Annotated in this window: 22 protein-coding genes, 2 pseudogenes and 1 other annotated feature; of the genes and pseudogenes, 22 read left to right on the forward strand and 2 right to left on the reverse strand. The window is 39.1% G+C overall.

Annotated features, from left to right (window positions below; translation table 11 throughout):
* Window positions 1-422 precede the first annotated feature (422 nt).
* The 18 genes and pseudogenes from ltrA (at window position 423) to AN161_RS20345 (ending at window position 15,130) form a co-directional block, all read left to right on the forward strand.
* Window positions 423-2,306: pseudogene (gene ltrA / locus AN161_RS20260) on the forward strand (group II intron reverse transcriptase/maturase).
* Between the two features lie 148 nt (window positions 2,307-2,454).
* Window positions 2,455-2,565: pseudogene (locus AN161_RS20265) on the forward strand (JAB domain-containing protein); the annotation flags it as partial.
* Window positions 2,566-4,232: 1,667 nt separating this feature from the next.
* Entirely contained in the window at window positions 4,233-5,252 is a 1,020-nt protein-coding gene (locus AN161_RS20270; protein ID WP_053596142.1) for a rod shape-determining protein, read from the forward strand.
* 13 nt (window positions 5,253-5,265) lie between these two features.
* On the forward strand, window positions 5,266-6,180 hold the full coding sequence (mreC, locus tag AN161_RS20275) for a rod shape-determining protein MreC (protein ID WP_053596143.1): 915 nt from the start codon (window positions 5,266-5,268) through the stop codon (window positions 6,178-6,180).
* The gene (gene mreD, locus AN161_RS20280) at window positions 6,180-6,704 is read left to right on the forward strand and encodes a rod shape-determining protein MreD (protein WP_082340247.1); all 525 of its coding nucleotides are present in this window, start codon (window positions 6,180-6,182) and stop codon (window positions 6,702-6,704) included. The genes mreC and mreD overlap by 1 nt, the downstream gene beginning before the upstream one ends.
* Before the next feature lie 27 nt (window positions 6,705-6,731).
* Entirely contained in the window at window positions 6,732-7,400 is a 669-nt protein-coding gene (gene minC, locus AN161_RS20285) for a septum site-determining protein MinC (RefSeq protein ID WP_053596145.1), read from the forward strand.
* A 1-nt stretch (window position 7,401) separates the two neighbouring features.
* A complete protein-coding gene (minD, locus tag AN161_RS20290) occupies window positions 7,402-8,199 on the forward strand; it encodes a septum site-determining protein MinD (protein ID WP_053596146.1) in 798 nt (265 codons plus the stop codon).
* Between the two features lie 93 nt (window positions 8,200-8,292).
* On the forward strand, window positions 8,293-8,847 hold the full coding sequence (locus AN161_RS20295; RefSeq protein ID WP_053596147.1) for a M23 family metallopeptidase: 555 nt from the start codon (window positions 8,293-8,295) through the stop codon (window positions 8,845-8,847).
* Window positions 8,837-9,448 carry a stage IV sporulation protein FB gene (locus AN161_RS20300; RefSeq protein WP_053596148.1) on the forward strand — a complete coding sequence of 204 codons (612 nt, stop codon included), beginning with the start codon at window positions 8,837-8,839 and terminating at the stop codon, window positions 9,446-9,448. The genes AN161_RS20295 and AN161_RS20300 overlap by 11 nt, the downstream gene beginning before the upstream one ends.
* A 45-nt stretch (window positions 9,449-9,493) precedes the next feature.
* Window positions 9,494-9,569, forward strand: a sequence feature (ribosomal protein L21 leader region).
* Window positions 9,570-9,583: 14 nt separating this feature from the next.
* Window positions 9,584-9,892, forward strand: coding sequence for a 50S ribosomal protein L21 (gene rplU / locus AN161_RS20305; protein WP_053596149.1), 309 nt, complete (start codon window positions 9,584-9,586; stop codon window positions 9,890-9,892).
* 16 nt (window positions 9,893-9,908) lie between these two features.
* Window positions 9,909-10,265, forward strand: a complete 357-nt coding sequence (locus AN161_RS20310) for a ribosomal-processing cysteine protease Prp (protein ID WP_053596150.1) — start codon at window positions 9,909-9,911, stop codon at window positions 10,263-10,265.
* The gene (rpmA, locus tag AN161_RS20315) at window positions 10,262-10,561 is read left to right on the forward strand and encodes a 50S ribosomal protein L27 (protein WP_024363181.1); all 300 of its coding nucleotides are present in this window, start codon (window positions 10,262-10,264) and stop codon (window positions 10,559-10,561) included. The genes AN161_RS20310 and rpmA overlap by 4 nt, the downstream gene beginning before the upstream one ends.
* A 40-nt stretch (window positions 10,562-10,601) precedes the next feature.
* Entirely contained in the window at window positions 10,602-10,868 is a 267-nt protein-coding gene (locus AN161_RS20320; protein WP_053596151.1) for a hypothetical protein, read from the forward strand.
* Window positions 10,869-10,935: 67 nt separating this feature from the next.
* On the forward strand, window positions 10,936-11,463 hold the full coding sequence (locus tag AN161_RS20325; RefSeq protein ID WP_053596152.1) for a Spo0B domain-containing protein: 528 nt from the start codon (window positions 10,936-10,938) through the stop codon (window positions 11,461-11,463).
* Between the two features lie 5 nt (window positions 11,464-11,468).
* Window positions 11,469-12,758 (forward strand): GTPase ObgE, encoded by a 1,290-nt coding sequence (obgE, locus tag AN161_RS20330; RefSeq protein ID WP_053596153.1) that lies wholly within the window; start codon window positions 11,469-11,471, stop codon window positions 12,756-12,758.
* Window positions 12,759-12,781: 23 nt separating this feature from the next.
* Complete coding sequence (locus AN161_RS20335; protein ID WP_053484814.1) at window positions 12,782-13,237, forward strand: ACT domain-containing protein; 456 nt, start codon at window positions 12,782-12,784, stop codon at window positions 13,235-13,237.
* A 603-nt stretch (window positions 13,238-13,840) separates the two neighbouring features.
* Window positions 13,841-14,716, forward strand: a complete 876-nt coding sequence (gene pheA, locus AN161_RS20340; protein ID WP_053596154.1) for a prephenate dehydratase — start codon at window positions 13,841-13,843, stop codon at window positions 14,714-14,716.
* Between the two features lie 24 nt (window positions 14,717-14,740).
* The gene (locus tag AN161_RS20345; RefSeq protein WP_053596155.1) at window positions 14,741-15,130 is read left to right on the forward strand and encodes a thiol-disulfide oxidoreductase DCC family protein; all 390 of its coding nucleotides are present in this window, start codon (window positions 14,741-14,743) and stop codon (window positions 15,128-15,130) included.
* A gap of 244 nt (window positions 15,131-15,374) precedes the next feature.
* Here the strand turns inward: AN161_RS20345 and AN161_RS29900 are convergent, their stop codons facing one another.
* Window positions 15,375-15,518 carry a hypothetical protein gene (locus AN161_RS29900; RefSeq protein ID WP_158003076.1) on the reverse strand — a complete coding sequence of 48 codons (144 nt, stop codon included), beginning with the start codon at window positions 15,516-15,518 and terminating at the stop codon, window positions 15,375-15,377.
* A gap of 262 nt (window positions 15,519-15,780) precedes the next feature.
* Window positions 15,781-16,314, reverse strand: coding sequence for a transcription repressor NadR (locus tag AN161_RS20350; protein ID WP_053596156.1), 534 nt, complete (start codon window positions 16,312-16,314; stop codon window positions 15,781-15,783).
* Between the two features lie 142 nt (window positions 16,315-16,456).
* Here AN161_RS20350 and AN161_RS20355 point away from each other — a divergent pair, with 142 nt between their 5' ends.
* The 4 genes from AN161_RS20355 to ruvB all read left to right on the forward strand — a co-directional run bounded on the left by AN161_RS20355 (window position 16,457) and on the right by ruvB (window position 20,250).
* On the forward strand, window positions 16,457-17,443 hold the full coding sequence (locus AN161_RS20355) for a LysM domain-containing protein (RefSeq protein WP_053596157.1): 987 nt from the start codon (window positions 16,457-16,459) through the stop codon (window positions 17,441-17,443).
* A gap of 70 nt (window positions 17,444-17,513) precedes the next feature.
* Window positions 17,514-18,311 (forward strand): phosphotransferase, encoded by a 798-nt coding sequence (locus AN161_RS20360; protein ID WP_053596158.1) that lies wholly within the window; start codon window positions 17,514-17,516, stop codon window positions 18,309-18,311.
* Window positions 18,312-18,606: 295 nt separating this feature from the next.
* Complete coding sequence (gene ruvA / locus AN161_RS20365) at window positions 18,607-19,227, forward strand: Holliday junction branch migration protein RuvA (protein ID WP_053596159.1); 621 nt, start codon at window positions 18,607-18,609, stop codon at window positions 19,225-19,227.
* An 18-nt stretch (window positions 19,228-19,245) separates the two neighbouring features.
* A complete protein-coding gene (gene ruvB / locus AN161_RS20370; RefSeq protein ID WP_053596160.1) occupies window positions 19,246-20,250 on the forward strand; it encodes a Holliday junction branch migration DNA helicase RuvB in 1,005 nt (334 codons plus the stop codon).
* Window positions 20,251-20,264 lie beyond the last annotated feature (14 nt).

Here is a 20,264-nt window from a genome sequence, read left to right on the forward strand (position 1 = left end):
GCACTTAGAAATGAGTGGGCTTGTTGAAAGAGACAAGCGCGTTCCGTGGGCGAGTAAGTATGGTGGTTTCGAAAGCTCCATGCACCGTTATAGGCGGTGGAGAGGATGTCAGGTAAGAGCTAGCACCTAAGTTAGGACATAGATAGAGTGAAGGGAACGTGGAAAGCTACCAACATGGAGCGGACACACGCAATGAAGTGGTGGAAAGGAAAAGAGGCTTCTCTATAACTTTCTTTTATGGTAGTGAGAGTAGAGGCATGAGCGTTGAAGTTTCTGTAATAGAAATGGAGCGATAGCCTCAAGTCGTTTGTTTACGTGATTTTAACTCAAACCTTCAAGGATTCTCGTATGACTAAAAAGGTCACGAGCCAACAAATGGAGCGTGATGCACCTTGAGCGAAAACTTCAAAAAGATTCCTAGAATGAAAAATACGAGACTTCGCCATGCCGAATATTATGGCATGACCGAAACATTTGATGCATTGTATGCACAAAGCAAAGAAAACCAACCATTTAAAAATTTAATGTCGATAATCACATCTGATGATAATGTTTTACTCGCTTATCGCAATATCAAACGTAATAATGGGAGTGCAACAGCGGGTGTTGATGGTGTGACAATTTATGATATTGAAAAATTGAGTACGGATGAATTTATCAAAACGGTTAATAAACGCTTTTGTCATTACAATCCACGCCGTGTAAAACGCGTGGAAATTCCAAAGCCGAACGGGAAAACGAGACCACTTGGTATTCCATCGATGTGGGACCGTATTGCCCAACAATGTATCCTACAAGTATTAGAGCCGATATGTGAAGCGAAGTTTTATAAATATAGTTTCGGGTTTCGCCCGACGAAATCCGCTGAAAATGCCATTTCAATAGCGGCTAGTCGCATCAATAATAATCAGATGCAATACGTTGTAGACATTGACATCGAAGGTTTCTTTGATGAAGTGAAACATACAAAATTAATGCGTCAAATTTGGACGATAGGTATTCAAGATAAGCAGTTACTCGTGATTTTACGGAAAATGCTAAAAGCACCTGTTGTTTTACCGAATGGCGACATTACGTATCCGACAAAAGGTACACCCTAAGGAGGCATACTTTCACCGTTACTTGCGAATATCAATTTAAATGAATTTGATTGGTGGATTGCGAATCAGTGGGAAAGTAAGAAGTGCCATTCCATTAACGACTATCTTAATAAGAAAACCGGTCTATATAGCCATCAATATCGTTACCGACAACTTCGAAAGACGTCAACGCTAAAAGAAATGTATATAGTGCGCTACGCAGACGATTTTAAAATCTTTACTACGTCACGCGCAAATGCGAAGAAGATTTTCACCGCAAGTAAAATGCGGTTAGAAGAACGATTAGGACTTTCTATTTCGGAAGAAAAATCACAGATTACAAACTTGAAAAAGAAAAGCAGTGAATTTTTAGGGTTTGACTTGAAGATGGAACGAAAAGGCTATGACCGTGTTGGAAATAAGAAATTTGTTTGTCAATCGCACATCACCGAAAAGGCGAGAAAGCGTATTAAAGACCAATTGAAAAATCAAATCAGTGCCATCCAACGAGCACCTTATGGGACAGAACTTATAAAGCAACTTCAAATCTACAACAGTATGGTCATTGGTATTCATAATTACTATCAAATCGCCACGCAAGTCAATGCGAGTTTGATACCGATTCAATATCAATTGACACAAGTAGAGCGACACCGCTTTAAACATTTGTCTTTAAAGAAACGCTCAAAAGGATACCGTATCACTGATAAAGGCATTCGACCGTACTTAAAGTCAGAAATGACGAGGTATATCAATGATTACCCCATTATTCCCATTGGCTTTATTCGAACTAGAACGGCATTGATGCCGAAAAATGGCGTTTGTAAATTTACCCCTGAAGGTCGTGCATTGATTCACCGAAATCAACGCAGTGTACCTGAATGGCAGCTTCAATGGTTACGGGAACACCCCATCACAAGTGAACGTGCAACCATTGAATTAAATGATAACCGTATATCCCTATTTGTCGCACAAAATGGGAAATGCGCTGTCATGGGTGATGAATTAATTTTAACCGAAATGGAATGTCATCATAAAACATTATGGTATGAAACGAAGGATGACCGATATGTGAACTTGGTCTTGTTATCAAGAGATGTACACAGACTCATTCATGCGACATCCGACGAAACCATTCGAAAATATACAGATATAGTGAAGCCAAATGACGAACAACGAAACAAAATCAATCAATTAAGAAAAATGGTTGGAAACGAAGCAATTTAACACGTAAGGAACAATGAACAAATCGTGGTTTGAGAAAAATGAAAGAACGTAACGAACGATGGAACGCCGTGTGCGATGAAAGTTGCATGCACGGTGTGGAGCAGGGGAAAAGGTGGCGATAATTTCAAAGTCTTACCTATTGCTATCTAGTGGCGTTCCAACACCTAGTGATGAGGATATTGAAGTGACGAGAAGAATTATAGAGGCTGGTTATATTATAGGCATTGAGTTAATCGATCATCGTGCGCGTTGTTCCTAGACAATCTGCATAGTAATATGCAATAAAACTAGGCAAAGTTATTTAACTTTGAACTTTACGCTTGAATAGGCTGGGGAAGTACCAGCTCATTATTAAATGTTGGTAATAATGCTCTGAAACTCCGACATGCGGAAATGGTTAACTACATGACCGTATGAAGCTCGGTAAAGGCGTTGAAAAGCAGACCTGTGAAGCGGTTAGTGAAGTAAGCGGGAGGCTATAAGTCTACTATGCTGACACACCAGGAATCCTCGTACGTACGGCTCGTATATTAGGGGGAAACGAATCTGAAGTTTCTCGCTTTGGTAATTCAAAGTTTAATCGTGGATTTAGTATTGATGGTTGCTAGATCTGTACTACTCCAATAAAGGAATAGTGTCTTGCGTCCTTCCAACAGCGGACAAATAGATGGTTAACGGGTTAAAGAGGACAGCTAAGGTAGAAATGGAAAGCTAAAGTGTAAGGAACAGCGGAACCTCGGAAGATAATGTTAACGGTAGTTAAATCGAAGGTGTCTAAATTGTAGGAAATGACAATTGAATTTGAGGGGCAGCAGCCCGTAGTAGCGAAGAAATTTCTGTAATGGAAATGGAGTGAAGGGGCATAGTCATTTTGATTAGTTAAATTAAATCAACTTTAGGAAAATGTAGAGTTTGTATGGGGGAACTTTGGGGTGATGATATACATATTCATCATGTTAATCCAAAACTCCCAATAGATGAAGTAAATCGAGTACTCAATTTAGCATCCCTCTACATGTCAAATGTCATCAAATGATTCACAGTGCTAAGGATTATTCGATGGTTGGAAAGACAGTATGGGAAAAAATTCTTGGTTTTAGAGAAAAGTTGAGATTAAATTAATAATTCGAAATGATGGAACGCCGTATGAGGTGAAAGTCTCACGTACGGTGTGAAGTGGGGGGAAAGAGCTCCTACTGAGTAATGTTGAGGTTGTCTCTTACCTATCACTATTCATCATCGGTGATCATCAGTTTATTAGTTTGAAAGAAAAAGGTTATTTTTAACTCTGCATGCATTTTGCAGAGTTTTTTACGTTTTAGTCTATATATCGATAAAAATCGCTGACTCTATGAAAGGGAAGGGTAGTCGCGAAAACGTTCAAAACTGACTATAAAGAGAGGCGTCGGAACATTTCGGGAAGCCTCTCATTTTTTCACACCCTACTATTTGTGTAGAATCAAATCTCTTCGTTATTTTAAAAATAAATATTTTGTATTTTTTTGCGAAAAGCTAAAAATGAAAGCGAACCTTTTTTAATATAAAACGTTATTGTATTCGTAGAAATGTCTATAATATTCACAAAAATTGGTAGCCTATTACACGTTGTCTTACAAGAATAAAAATTATATGCTAATCTATACGTACTGTTTTTGTTTGGGAGGGAATTAAAATAGTATCTTTTCCGCGAGAAGAGGTATGTGGCACTACAAATTCTTGCGTTTTTCCGTTATAATGAACGGTATGATTTTATTTTTATTCAAAAAAAGACTCTCACTTCAATAGGTGTGAGATAAATGAGTGTGTAGTTTTTTCGATAGGTGGTTAACGTCGATTGAATGAAGATAAAGCTTCCGGGTATAAATATGCGCCGGGGTGTAATGATGTCAACGAAAGTATGGCTTAAATAGAAAGGGAGTACACAATTTGTTTGGATTAGGAAGTAAAGATGTCGGGATTGACCTCGGCACAGCGAATACATTAGTGTTTATTAAAGGGAAGGGAATCGTTTTACGCGAACCTTCAGTCGTAGCAAAAAATACAAAAACTGGAGATATTGTTGCAGTTGGTAATGATGCAAAAAATATGATTGGTCGTACACCTGGCTCAATCGTAGCAATCCGTCCTATGAAAGATGGCGTTATTGCTGATTTTGATATTACTACAGCAATGATAGAATACTATTTAAAAGAAGCTTCTAAGAATTCTGGTGGAAATTGGAAGAAACCGAATGTTATGATTTGTGTGCCTTACGGTATTACATCGGTTGAACAACGTGCGGTTATTGATGCTGCTCGCCAAGCGGGTGCTAAAGATGCATTTACAATTGAAGAGCCATTTGCAGCAGCAATCGGTTCGAACTTACCAGTATGGGATCCAACAGGGTCAATGGTCGTTGATATCGGTGGTGGTACAACAGAGGTAGCGGTTATTTCATTAGGTGGTATTGTAACAAGTGAATCCGTGCGTGTTGGTGGGGATGCAATGGACCATTCCATCATTTCGTATATTCGTAAAACGTATAACTTAACAATTGGTGAACGTACTGCAGAAGCAGTAAAAATGGAAATTGGTACAGCGTTGGCTGAGGGTCCAGAAGAAAAAATGGACATTAGAGGTCGCGATCTTTTAACAGGTTTACCTAAAACTATCGAAATTTCTTCACAGGAAATCTCTGAATCTTTACGTGAAGCGGTAGCATCTATTATTGATGGTGTTCGCAAAACTCTTGAACAAACACCTCCTGAATTATCTGCAGACGTAATGGAACGCGGAATTGTACTAACAGGTGGTGGTGCCTTATTAACAAATTTAGATAAAGTTATTAGCCAAGAAACAAATATGCCAGTATTTATCGCAGAAGATCCACTGGACTGTGTTGCTATTGGTACAGGCAAGGCTCTAGAACATATTGATTTAATTCGTCAACAACAAGTTAAAGGGTAAGGAGGTTTAGGCAATGCCACAGTTTTTTTTCAATAAGAAAGTAATTTTACTGCTCGTGGGCATGGTTTTTCTTGTGGCATTGATTAGCTTCTCATTACGTGATCGGACGAATGCAACTTTACCAGAGCAAATTATTAAAGATACTGTCGGCGTCGCACAATCTATTGTTGCGAAGCCGGCGAATTATATTACTGGTGTTTTTAATAGTATGGATTCCCTCTTAAACACGTACGAAGAAAATAAACGTTTAAAAGCACGCTTAGAAGAGTTTGCAGCTGTACAAGCTGAGGCAACGGATTTGAAGTCTGATAATAAAAAGCTTCAAGAGCTTCTCGATAAATCGGAGAACTTAAAAGCATTTAATCCGATTCATGCCACAGTTATTGCTAGAAATCCTGACCAGTGGGAAGAAAAAATTATTTTAGATAAAGGATCTTCACACGGTGTAGAAAAAAATATGGCAGTTATGACAGCGAAAGGGTTAGTCGGTAAAATTACATTAGTGACACCTTTCACCTCTGAGGTAGAGCTTTTATATACAAATAATCCAAACTATCGTGTTTCTGCGATGGTTTTAGGAGATAATGAAGCATACGGTTTAATTGAGGGCTTTGATAAAGAACGTAATAAACTCATTATGAAGCGAATCGATTCTAGTTTAACAGTTAAAAAAGGCCAGCAAGTCGTTTCATCAGGACTTGGCGGCATTTTCCCAAAGAATGTGCCAATCGGAGAAATTACTGAAGTAAGTACAGATGATTATGGCTTAACAAAAATGGCCTATGTAAAACCATCTGCTGACTTTTCAATTTTAGACTATGTTGTTATTGCTAATCGTTCCACTACTGTGATAGATGGGTCGGATGGTAATGCAACGAACAAGGATTTAACGAATCCGCCAGAGGCGAGTGAAGAGGAGGAAAAATGATGGTTCGTTTTCTCATCCCCTCTGTGGCGGTTTTATTATTTTTACTAGAACCAGAGTTTGCAATGCTTTCACCTATTGAAGTGAAAGGACAAATTTATTATTTAGTGCCAAGATTTTTAATCTTATATTTAATATTTATATCCATTTATTACAGCCGTCAGCGAGCGGTAATGTATGGACTTTTTTTTGGTGTCTTGTATGATGTGTTTTACATTGATATTATTGGATTATATTCAGTACTATATCCTCTTATTTGTTTTTTAGCAGGGTCTATTATGAAAATTATTCATCAGCACTTAGTTGTGACAACGACGATTTCAGTTGTTTTAGTAGCAATTTTAGAATTTATACTCTATCAATTCTTCTATCTTATCGACTTTACAGCGATCCCATTATCGGATTTCTTACGTTCACGACTACTGCCAACGATCATTGCTAATGCACTATTTTTAATGATTCTTGGTTGGGCCTTCAAATATCTAATTAATGCGCGTGTCTTACAGAGAGCACGTGAAGTTTCTTAACAAAGAGCAACGTGGGGTGAGGCATTCATGAAAAAACAGTTAGTTAATATGAAGGGAACAAAGGATGGATTTGTTCTTCGTTTAGATGATCAATGTGCGTATGTCGATTTAGTAGAAGAGCTTAAAAAGAAAGTGTCAGAAAGCGGTATCGATAGCAAAGTAGATGTACAATTATATTTAGGCTATCGATACTGTTCTGATGAACAAATTAAAGAGCTTATTAAAATTGTTCAAGAAACAGATCAACTAATTGTCTCAAAGGTGCAAAGTGAAGTACTGACTGTCCATGAGAACAACCAGAAAATGATTGAAAGTCAACAAGATACATATATAGGTGTGGTCAGATCGGGTCAGATTCTGCGTTCGCCAGGAGATATTGTTATCGTGGGGAATATCAATCCGAACGGACGTGTAGAAGCTGGTGGCAATGTGTATGTCCTAGGTAGACTCAAAGGAATTGCACATGCTGGTGTTCATGGTAATAAGGAAGCAATCATTGCAGCATCTCGTTTTGAAGCCACACATATCATGATTGCTGATCAGGTTCAAACAATGTCAGATGAACATGTAAAAGGAATTAATCAGGAAGAGATGACTTGTGCATTTATCGGCTATGATGGGCGCATTACGTACGATCAAATTCATGCGTTAAAAAATATTCGACCATTGTTAAATGGGTCTAAGGGAGGAAGCTAGTGTGGGTGAAGCGATCGTCATAACTTCAGGTAAAGGCGGTGTCGGAAAAACAACGACAACGGCTAACCTTGGAACTGCATTGGCTCTACAAGGTAAAAAAATATGTTTAGTAGATACTGATATTGGTCTACGTAATTTGGACGTAATTTTAGGCCTTGAGAATCGAATTATTTACGATTTAGTAGATGTTGTTGAAGGGCGCTGTAAGATTCATCAAGCGTTAATAAAAGATAAACGTGTAGATGAGAAACTATTTTTATTACCTGCTGCTCAAACGACAGATAAAAATGCTGTTAAACCTGAGCAAATGAAGAGCTTAGTAGAGGAATTAAAAAGAGACTATGATTATGTTTTAATAGACTGTCCTGCTGGCATTGAACAAGGCTATCGCAATGCTGTCGCAGGTGCAGATCATGCAATTGTAGTAACAACACCAGAAATCTCTGCTGTGCGTGATGCAGATCGAATTATTGGCTTACTCGAACAGGAAGAAATTTCTGCACCTAAACTAATTATTAACCGCATTCGCCAACATATGATGAAAAGCGGCGATACTTTGGATGTAAATGAAATTACAACACATTTGTCTATCGATCTATTAGGGATAATCGTAGATAGTGAAGAGGTTATTTCATCTTCCAATAAAGGTGAACCAGTAGTAATGGACCCTACTAATAAAGCATCTCTAGGTTATCGTAATATTGCCCGACGTATACTAGGGGAGTCTGTTCCACTTATGGCAATTGAAGCGGAACATAGAGGTGTATTTTCAAAACTTAAAGCGTTATTTACAAGATAATCATCAGCCTTTTCGTGCATTTGTACGAGAAGGTTTTTTTCTTGTGCATGAATGGACATGCAACCTCATATAGTGTAAAAAAAGGATGAGGGCTTGTTTAAGAAATGGAAATGGTTGGTCACGATATTACTTGTGGGTGCAATTATGCTCGTAATTCGTTTAGAGGATCAAGGTGTATTGGATACACCTATGCGAAAACTTGTTACAACATCAGCAGATTTAACTTATTTAAGCGAGCTCGGACAAAGTTGGCTAAATAAAGAGGATACAACAATTTTGGTATCGAGTGATGTTGGACAAACTGAATTATTAACATTTGCTAATGCGCAAGTTTTTAAGGAAGGTTTTTTACTGCAATATGATATGGGCCTACCGGTTTATGCTGGACAGAATGGTCTTGTCGTTTTCACTGGTCATACTAAATACACTGGTAAAACAATGACGATTGGCTATGATGATGGCACAACAGTTTCCTATGGTATGCTTGATAGTTTAGCACAACTGCCATATACAACAGTGCAGGCAAATGATTTAATCGGCATGAAAGAGGCGGGACAACTCTATATTTCGATTGAAAAAGATAAGACACATTATAGTTTAGAGCAGATTGTACAGTGGCTTGAAAAAGCGGCGTCCGATGAAGATTAAACTGCATCTTCTATGTATCCCTCTCGTATTTTTAATGATTTTTAGTGGTCAAATTGCTTATTACGCTATTATTTTATCTTCGTTATTATGGCATGAAGCAGGTCATCTGTTAGCAGCAATGCTTTGTGGTGTTAGGATAAAATCATGCGTTATTACACCTTACGGAGGGGAAATAGAATTTGAAAATCCAGCGGTTGTGCCAGCAACGTCACTCCTATGGATTGCCTTAGGGGGACCAATCGCTACTATATTAGGGATTGGCCTCGCTTTTTTTATGCCAGAATTACTTGCTACTAAGCTCATTAATGTGCAACTTGTGCTATTAGCAATCAATATATTTCCGATTATTCCGTTGGACGGTGGGAGAATATTTTTAGCGTATTTATTTTTATGCTATCCAAGCGTTCGTGCATTTGAATATTACTACTGGCTTTCCCTTACAATTGCGTCTATACTACTTATGATAACTTTATGTTACCTCCCACAAACTATTTTTTTAGCAATTCTATGTTTATTTATATGGCTTCAAGCGTTAAAAGAATGGAATTATCGAAAATATCGTTTAGCATTTGAGAAATATGTAATGAATAGATTGACTTAAAAAAAATCGTGTGGTAATATTTTAATGTTATTGTTTGTAGCACCTGTGCTACTGCAACCGCACTGGAAAGGTTTAAGTATCGTAAGATCACCTTTATATACAGGCGAGTCTGAGTCTATGAGGAGGTGCAGTAAAATGTACGCAATTATTGAAACTGGTGGTAAACAAATCAAAGTAGAAGCTGGTCAAGAAATCTATGTTGAAAAATTAGGTGTAGAAGCTGACGAGGTTGTAACTTTTGATAAAGTTTTATTCGTTGGTGGCGAAAACGTTAAAGTTGGCGCTCCATTCGTAGAAGGCGCTACTGTAACAGCTAAAGCTGTGAAAGAAGGCCGTGCGAAGAAAATCGTTGTTTTCAAATTGAAAGCTAAAAAGAACTACCGTCGTAAACAAGGTCACCGTCAACCTTACACAAAATTAGTTGTTGAAACTATCAACGCTTAATTGTGAGGTGTAGCGAATGATACAAGTTACGATTCATCATGATGAAAATAGACATGTGTCAGCATTTGAATTTTCAGGACATGCTGAATACGATGAATCTGGTAAGGATTTAGTATGTGCAGGAGCATCTACCATTGCCATAGGTACGGTGAATGCTATTTATGCACTATTACAATTACAGCCAGAAATCGAACAAGCTGCTGAAGGTGGAGGCTATCTTAAGGTAGATTTACCGTCAGATATAGAGCCTGAGATTGATGCGAAACTACAGTTAATTGTCCAAGTAATGACTGCCCAAGTGTATTCAATGGTGCAAAATTATGGACAATACATCCAAATCAACTACAACCAAGTAGGAGGTGGAACTCTATGAAATTACTATTAGCATTAGACCTTCAACTTTTCGCATCTAAAAAAGGGGTAGGTTCTACTAAAAACGGACGTGACTCTGAGTCAAAACGTCTTGGTGCTAAACGTGCTGATGGCCAATTCGTAACTGGTGGTTCAATTCTTTACCGTCAACGCGGTACAAAAATTTACCCAGGTACAAACGTAGGTCGTGGTGGTGACGATACACTATTTGCTAAAGTTGACGGCGTTGTTAAATTCGAACGCTTAGGTCGCGATCGCAAACAAGTATCTGTATACCCAGCAACACAAGAAGCGTAATCTTCAAAAAAGTTAAACATAAAGCGTAGGACTGCATTTATTGCAGTCCTTTTTTTGGCTAAATTTCAACTTCTTTCAGCAGATGTCTTTTGTACTTGTCGCTACGCTTTCGGCACAAAAGACATCTGCTGAAATAGAGGAACTCAGTCTAAGAACGCCACGTCCTGTGGCAATTTATCTGTGCGAAAGCGAAGCGACAGCAAGACTGAGTGACCAACATCATGCTGCTGACGCTACGCTTTCGCGCAAAAAACATCTGTTGGCCCAAAGCCTCCGGACGCAATTATGCCGAGGCATAATTGATTGAAGAATTAAGGGAAAAATACAGCAAAACTTGTTATACTAGTAAAGATAACTTTATTGGAGTGAATGGGATGAACAATCAATCACTAACCATTAGTGAAGTAATACGTTTTGCAAATCATGATTATGTGAACCAGCTTCAGCTTATTCGCATGAATTTAGATTTAGGTAGAATTGATGAATCAAAAAAACTTATTCAAAATTATTCGGAACAATTACAAGTACTTTCTATCCTTAATCGTCTACAATTACCGCAAACAATCGAGTGGCTGCAAACAGCAGGCTGGCGCTATCCTTCATTACCAATGAAGCTTAGCGGTGAGATAAAAAAGACTGTCACAAATAATATTGATACGGAAGTTGTAGATTACTTAAACAAAACAGTTATGCATGTTTATGATACATTAGATCCATTTACAGAACAGAGCTTAGCGCTCGATGTACGTGTTGACGATCATACATTTGCCGTGACATTCACGCTAAATGGGCTATGGAGTGCTGATGCATTCACCGAAAAAGGTTTGAAACAATTAGATATTCAAACAATTGAACAGACGAATACTTGCTGGCAATATGTATTGAATGCAAATAGGGAGTGAATTAAATGTTTGTCGATCACGTCAAGATTTATGTAAAAGGTGGCGACGGTGGGGATGGAATGGTCGCCTTCCGTCGTGAAAAATTTGTACCGAATGGTGGTCCCGCTGGTGGCGATGGCGGTCACGGTGGGAATGTTGTGTTTCAAGTTGAAGAGGGTCTGCGTACGTTAATGGATTTCCGCTACAAACGCCACTTCAAGGCTGACCGTGGTGAGCATGGTATGAGTAAAGGAATGCATGGTAAACGTGCAGACGATTTAATCGTTAAAGTACCACCAGGCACAGTCGTAATGAACGAAGAAACAGGCGTTGTTATTGCCGATTTAGTCGAGCATGGTCAACAAGCGATTATCGCAAAATCTGGCCGTGGTGGCCGAGGGAATTCTCGCTTTGCAACACCAGCCAATCCTGCTCCAGAACTTTCTGAAAAAGGTGAGCCAGGACAAGAATTAAATGTTATATTAGAGTTGAAAGTACTAGCAGATGTAGGATTAGTTGGCTTCCCAAGTGTAGGTAAATCAACATTATTATCTGTTGTTTCTGCGGCAAAGCCAAAAATAGGTGCTTATCATTTCACTACAATCGTACCGAACTTAGGAATGGTTGAAACAGATGATCATCGTAGCTTTGCAATGGCCGATTTACCAGGTTTAATCGAAGGTGCGCACGAAGGTGTTGGTCTAGGTCACCAATTCCTCCGTCATATTGAACGTACACGTGTTATCGTACATGTAATTGATATGTCGGGTATGGAAGGGCGCGATCCTTATGAAGATTACTTAACAATCAATGACGAGCTAAAACAATATAATCTTCGTTTAACAGAACGTCCACAAATTATTGTGGCAAATAAAATGGACATGCCAGATGCAGAGGAAAACTTAGAAATTTTCCGTGAAAAAGTGGGCGGAGATGCGAAAATCTTCCCAGTATCAGCGGTTTCTCGCCAAGGTTTAAAGCCGGTATTATTTGAAATTGCCGACTTACTGGAAGTGACTCCTGAATTCCCATTATTCGATGATCTAGATGAAGAATCAGATGCAACGGTACTTTACAAACACCAATCTGAAGCAGATTCAATCGAAATCTCTCGTGATCCTGATGGTACATTCATTCTTGGAGGATATGCGATTGAGCGTATCTTCAAAATGACAGACTTCAGCCGCGAGGACGGTGTACGTCGTTTTGCACGTCAATTACGTGGTATGGGTGTCGATGAAGCATTACGTGAACGTGGTGCACAAAATGGAGATATTGTACGCTTATTGGAATTCGAATTTGAATTTGTCGACTAAGAATAGGTTTTAGGGGGAAGCGTATGAAGAATGTTGCAAATCAGCGATATTATTTAGTTCGTGAAGATGTTTTAACGGATGCTATGCAAAAAACTTTGGAGGCGAAACACTTACTTTCAAGTGGTTCGGTATCTTCCATTTGGGATGCGGTAAAGCAGGTGGATTTATCGCGTAGTGCGTTTTACAAATATCGTGATGCTGTATTTCCTTTTCACTCAATTGTGCAGGAACGCATTTTAACAGTCTTTTTACAGCTTCAGGACCGTAAAGGAACACTTGCAAAGCTTTTAGAAACAGTGACAATTACGCATTGCAATGTACTGACTATCCATCAAACAATACCGATTCAAGGACGTGCTAATGTTACATTGTCATTAGATGTAACTAGTATGACATGCGAACTTGATGATTTAATACAGCAACTCAAACGTTTAGATTTTGTAGAGTCAGCAGAAGTAATTAGTTCTGGTGCATTGTAGTGACTGAAAGCAAGCTTGAATTTTTGACAGAATGTAAATAAGCTCAAAAGGAGCAGTCCCATGTGATGTAATAATATCGCTTCATGGGACAGCTCCTTATTCTATAACAATAGATAAAAGCTATCACAAAAAGTTCTATAATATCATTTAAGAGGAGAGGCAACCGCCGGAATGTTTAGGAAGCTTCACATTATGCCTCAGCACATCATTTGATGTAAAAATATAAAGTATTTTTGGGAAATAAAAATTCTAAATCTTTGCATTTTAGTGACTTGTTACTAAGAGTTATGGTGACATTTGTTAAAACGTATGTCATTTACATAAGTTGATTGGAGTGTAGACTGGGTGGCTCCTTGGGGATCATCGATAGAGGAACGAAGGCTAAAAGCATCACGTCCTGTGATAACGCCTTCGTGACCAACACCGGTGCTGCCGCCGCTTCGCTTTCGCGCAAAAACATCTGTTGGCCCGAGACCCTGGAGCGCAAGCGAAGCGGCAGCGACCAAAACGCCCAGTCGGAATGGAAATCAACATTACGTTTTGTAATGAGCCATTTTAATATAAAATTAAAAGCTACAAGTTGTAGTGAAGGAGGTAAATGTAATGACAGAGCAACAATGGGAAAAACGAATTGGATATTTAGGACCAGAAGCATCATTTACATACTTAGCAACAAAAGCAACCTTTCCGAATGAGTGGCTTGTCCCTTGTACTACAATTCCAGAATGTATCGAGGCAGTAGCAGAGGGGAAGGTAGATTTAGCTGTTGTACCACTAGAAAATGCTTTAGAAGGCTCAGTATCGTTAACGCTCGATTATTTATTCCATGAGGCGACACTATATGTTACCGGTGAGCTTCAGTTGAAAATACAGCAGCATTTAATGGTCAATAAAGCGCAGAAGGAAAGTTGGGAATCGATTGAGGGAGTTTATTCGCACCCACATGCGCTAGCCCAATGTCATAAATACTTATTTTATCGTTTCAGCCATGTACCGCTACATCAAACAACATCTACAGCAGCAGCGGCAAAATATGTATCCGAAAATCCAAGTGAGTGCATTGCAGCAGTTGGTAATGCAGCGGCAGCAGAAAAATATGGCTTAGAAATTGTTCAACCAAATATTCATGATTTCCATTTTAACCATACACGTTTCTTCGTTTTATCTAAGCAAAATATACGATTACCACAGGAATTATCAGAAGGACAGGCAAAAACAACTTTTATGATTACATTGCCAATGGACCGTTCAGGGGCATTACATCAAGTACTATCAGTATTTGCCTGGCGACAGCTAAATTTAAGTAAAATCGAATCACGACCATTAAAAACGGGCTTAGGTGATTATTTCTTTATGATTGATGTATTAGCAGATGAAAAGGAGCCTATGATGCGTGGGGCGATGGAAGAACTAGCTGCACTTGGTTGCAAGGTGAAGTCACTTGGTACATACTTTACTTATCTAACATCGGACGAGTAATAAAAGTGGCTAGGAGGAATCGTTGTGGGTGGCATTATTTTGTTTGACGGAGTGTGCAATTTTTGTGATAGCAGTGTGCAATTTATTATCAAACATGATGAAGCAGCATATTTTAAATTTGCATCCATCCAAAGTGATGCAGGGCAGGCATTACTTGCACAATACGAAGTACCAAAAAATATAGATAGTGTCATATTAATTGAGCATGGAAAGGCATATTTTGAATCCACAGCAGCACTTAAAATCTGTAGGAGATTAGATAGTTTTTGGCCTGTTTGTTATATTTTTATCACGATTCCTCCATCTATACGAAATAAAATGTATCGATTATTTGCAAAAAATAGGTATCGTCTTTTTGGACGAAAAGAAGTATGCTTATTGCCAACACCTTCACAGCGAAAAAGATTTCTCTAACTCTGAAGCTATCCAGTTTAAGTGGATAGCTCATAGTGTTGGAAAACGAAATTTTGAGAATGCTGTGACGCTTTAAATGAGGGGGATTTCTGTTCCAAGCTACTCGCTTTCCTGTTGGTGAGCGCCGAGTAGACTTCTACTCCAATCAGCGATAGCATATAAGTTTTATAAATTTTATGCATTTCAAAAATGAATGCTATGGCTACTTACCATAATCAAACGGAATAGGCTTATAACAGTGACGCTACTGTAAATCTGTTGATACTGCAGTTTCGTATAGAAAAGCATTTGTTGTTGCCGCTGCCGCTTCGTTAACACTCCGCTTTCGCGCAGATAAACAAATGGCTGTCGCTTCGCTTTCGCATATATAATACATTGTTTGTGACATGCTAGAAGATACATGCTATGTGCAGTGGTTGATTTGCTGAAGAGCTATACTTTATTTAATATCTTAATTCCATTGACATATAGTTTTTCAACAAAAAGAGCCATCCAATTTATAAAGCGGATAGCTCTTTTTAATAAGCTTCATAATTATTAAAAGATAATTTTATGGTACATATAAACAGAAAGCAGCTAGTCTCCGTAAAGGCTAGCTGCTATTAATCAATTATTTGATTTTACACGTTCTTGAAGCAAAGTTTGTTGAATTATTGATCTACAACTAAATACCCTTTTTTTTGTAAAGTTAGCTCAATTAAATCTAAAGTTTCAACAGAATGTGCAGAAATAACATGAAGATGTGTACCACCCGTTAGCTCAGATAAGTAACTTGCCTTTGTTTCGTTAACACGTTGAATAAATTTTTTTACCTCATGTCGGTTAGCGACCATAATAGAAGCGGTAATTTCGCCATAAATAGGATGTTCAACAATAACATTTTTTACTGTACCACCGCAATCAACTATTGTCATAAGTTCGTCTTCTGCATCCTCTGAGGTGTGGAAGCAAGGAATTGTACGCTCAACAGTTTGATGTAATTGTTCCTGATGCATATAAAGATATCCTTGGCTAGTTGCAATAATAGGTTCATTTCTAGCCTTTAATAATGTCATATCATTGACAATGACTTGCCTTGAAACATTAGCGAATTTAGCTAAGTCCGTCCCTGTTATAGGTGCTGTACTTTTTTTTAGCTGTGTAAGAAGTTGCAGTCGGCGTTCTTCGCCTAACATTTTTTTCATAAGAGATCACCTCTGCCTGTAATAAAGGAAGCCGTTTTCCTTAAAACCTAGTGTACCATGAAGCATTTCCTACATGCGTGAATTTTTTGTATCCAAATGAAACATTGAACATATGATACGTAGAGAAGAAGGGAGGAAAAAATTGCGTATTCATATTGTTCAAAAGGGAGATACGTTGTGGAAGATTGCGAAAGAGTATGGCGTTTCGTTTGAAGATTTAAAACGGCTCAATGCTCATCTTGCTAATCCAGATTATATTGTACCGGGCATGGAAATTATCCTACCTGAAAAAATAAACAAAGAACCGCATAGAGAACCGCATCGAGAAACAGATTGGGGAATGCATAGAGAGGGGGGACATAGAGAAGGGCACAAGGAACATATGCATAAGGAGTCACCTATAAAGCACGTTAAAGAAAAAGAGATTCAGAGACCGATGCCTCCACCGGTTGTTGTACCACCACCACCGATGCCAGAACCACAGATGATCCCAATTCCTTATCCAATGCCGATGCCGATGCCTCAGCAAGCGCCTGTTGAGCTTAGCTGGAATCAACAAGTTGTCATGCCACACGTAGAGCAAAATCAAACTGTATCACCAATTCAAATTCAACCACCACCACAGCCTATAGCACAACCGGAACTACCGCCACCACCAGCACCAATGCCGCAACCGATTTTTATCATGCCACAAATGCCGGCAGTACCACATTGTGCAAGCTGCCATCAGCCAGTACATCATCATATGTGGTGGCCAATGCCAATGCAAATGCCAATGGAATCGCAAGTAGAGGCTTATACGATGCCGGAGCAACCAACAACATGTGAAATGCCAAGCGGTCAAGTTGCTGGGATGGAGAATTTCTTAGAATCTAGTACATCTCCATTCTTCCCAATGAAGCCTGAATTTGAGCCTATGCCAGAGATGGAAATGGAGCAGTCCTGTGGTTGTCAATCACAACCAGTCATGATGCCAAATTGGCAAATGGATCCATGTCACTGTCCACCACCGTGCCCACCGCCATGTCCAATGCCATGTCCATCACATTGCCCAATGCCGTATTCGTCGGTAGGACCATGGATGACACCGCACTTTTTCCCAGGCGGGATGACGCCTTATCGATGGTAAAAAAGCGTATATCGTTGAAGAAGTAAAGCCGAATATTTGGAAGTATAAATATCAATCAAATAATTATTTTGTGAAACGTGCAAAGCAGTTAGAAATAGCAGAAAAGGTGAGGGGGATTCATCGACAGCTAGGACGTCTTGAGCCATCGCTGATCTTACCTTTAATGAAAAGTGATGATGAGTATTTAATCGTGCAAGTTTGGCAAGAAGGGAGTCATAGTGCTAATTTTGCACATGAAAAAGACCGGAAGGAATCGCTTAAGTTATTAAATACCTTACATGAAACACATAAAAAAACTACTTGGCAGCGGATGCCTGGCTTGCACACCTATTCACAGCTTTTAAAATGGCAAATGCGTCATATGCGTTTTAAAAGTAGACGAAATGAATTTCGGGCATTTTTAACGAAAGAAGAGATCGACCAAATTTTACACTATAGTGAGAAGTCGCTACAGCTAATCGCTCTGGAGGATATATCCGAAAAAGAAATAACGCTTTTACATGGAGATGTTGTTCATCATAATTTTTTATGGTGCTCAGATGGGAAATTGCGTTTAATTGATTTTGATTTGGCTCACCTTGGAGAAGCGGATGATGAATATATTTTATGGTTACATCGTGTACTGCCCGCTATAGATTATGACCTTGGTAAAATATTTGCAGAACTACCAGAACTGAAACGCTTAGATAAAAGAAAGCTACATCGTTTAAAATATCCAAATGAGCTATTGCGTGAATGGCTTTTTGCAGTGGATTTACCATTAGATCAACAGCTGATATTTTTAGATTATTTAGTGCCGTTTACAAAACGAGCCCTCACATATTGGCCAAAACTGTGGTACGATATTGATAGAATGATGAAGAAATGACCGTCTTTAGGCGGTCATTTTTGTGTGTGAACGACTACTTTTGCTATTTCTAAATGTTAAGGAAATTATAGGTTTTTATTTATGGATAACCTAGAGCATAGTATTCGTCTAGGCTAAAGCGCTATATCCTCGAGGTCGCTTCGATCCCTCGGGCAAAAGTGGTGGATCGCTTACTTTTGCTTCGGGCTCTCCAGCGCTTGTCGGATGTAAACGAGCGCTTTAGCGCATTTGTTATAGTCGAGCATTCGTTCGCTATATGCTATAATCGAAGACGATGATTGTGAGGGATTATAGAATGTATGATTATTTAAAAGGACAAGTAAAGCGTATAACTCCTGAGTATATCGTCCTTGAACAGCAAGGGATTGGCTGGCAGCTGAATACACCAAATCCATTTGCGTTCAGGACATCGGCACTTGAACAACAAATTTTTGTTCACTTGCATGTACGTGAGGATGCACAAGTGTTATATGGCTTTCCAAATTTAGACCAACGAGAGCTGTTTCGTAAACTTATTTTAGTGTCAGGAATTGGACCGAAGGGTGCACTTGCTATTTTAGCTACTGGGAATCCGCAACAGGTTATCAGTGCCATTGAACGAGAAGATGAATCGTTTTTAGTAAAGTTTCCTGGTGTGGGTAAGAAAACGGCACGTCAAATGATTCTAGATTTAAAGGGTAAACTTGGCGGATTGTTGGAGACTATTGAGCTACCGAGTACAGAAGATGAGCTACCGTTATTTGGGGTGAATCCATATAAACATGAGCTCGAAGAAGCCATTCTTGCCTTAATGGCACTTGGTTATTCTGAAAAAGAACTTGAAAAAATACGTCCACAGCTTGAAGAAAATGACAAACTCGAAACAACAGATGCATTTATGAAACAAGCATTACAATTGCTATTAAAGTTAAAATAGTGAAAGGGGGGAAAGTACATGTCTGAACGTATGATGGCTAGTGAGGCAGGTAACTATGATGAACAGTTTGAATTATCTTTACGACCACAAAGGTTAGCACAATACATTGGTCAACATAAGGTAAAGGAAAATTTACAAATTTTCATTGAAGCGGCAAAGCTTCGTCAGGAAAGTTTAGATCATGTGCTGTTATATGGACCGCCTGGACTTGGTAAAACTACCTTAGCTGCTGTCATTGCTAATGAAATGAATGTCAATGTGCGCATGACTAGCGGCCCTGCGATCGAACGTCCTGGAGATTTAGCAGCTATTTTAAGCTCACTGGAGCCAGGGGATGTGCTATTTATCGATGAAATACATCGCCTACCTCGTGCAATAGAAGAGGTTCTTTATCCTGCTATGGAGGATTTTTGTTTAGATATTGTCGTTGGTAAAGGCCCAGAAGCGCGTTCTGTACGACTTGATTTACCGCCATTTACACTCGTTGGTGCAACAACAAGGGCAGGCGCATTATCTGCACCATTAAGGGATCGCTTTGGCGTATTATTAAGATTGGAGTATTATGATCATACTTCACTTGCAGAAATTGTCGTACGTAGTGCGCATTTATTTGATGTTGATATTGAGCAAGTAGCAGCTCTTGAAATGGCGACACGCTCGCGTGGTACACCCCGTATCGCTAACCGTTTGCTTAAACGAGTGCGAGATTATGCACAGGTGCTTGGAGATGGTATGATAACGGAAGGACTTGCTAAGCAAGGGCTTGAGCTATTACAAGTCGATCCTAGAGGGCTTGACCATATTGACCATAAACTTGTGACCAATATGATTGAGCGCTTCCGTGGTGGCCCTGTAGGCTTAGATACGTTGGCAGCATCTATTGGCGAGGAACGCGTAACGATAGAGGATGTGTACGAGCCATATTTGATGCAAATTGGCTTTATACAACGGACGCCACGTGGACGTGTGGCAACACATTTAGCCTACGAACATTTTGGATATGAATATCCCCAACAAACCTAGAAGAAGGAAGTATT

The sequence above is a fragment of the Lysinibacillus sp. FJAT-14222 genome (assembly GCF_001278875.1).
Taxonomy (GTDB): Bacteria; Bacillota; Bacilli; order Bacillales_A; family Planococcaceae; genus Lysinibacillus; species Lysinibacillus agricola.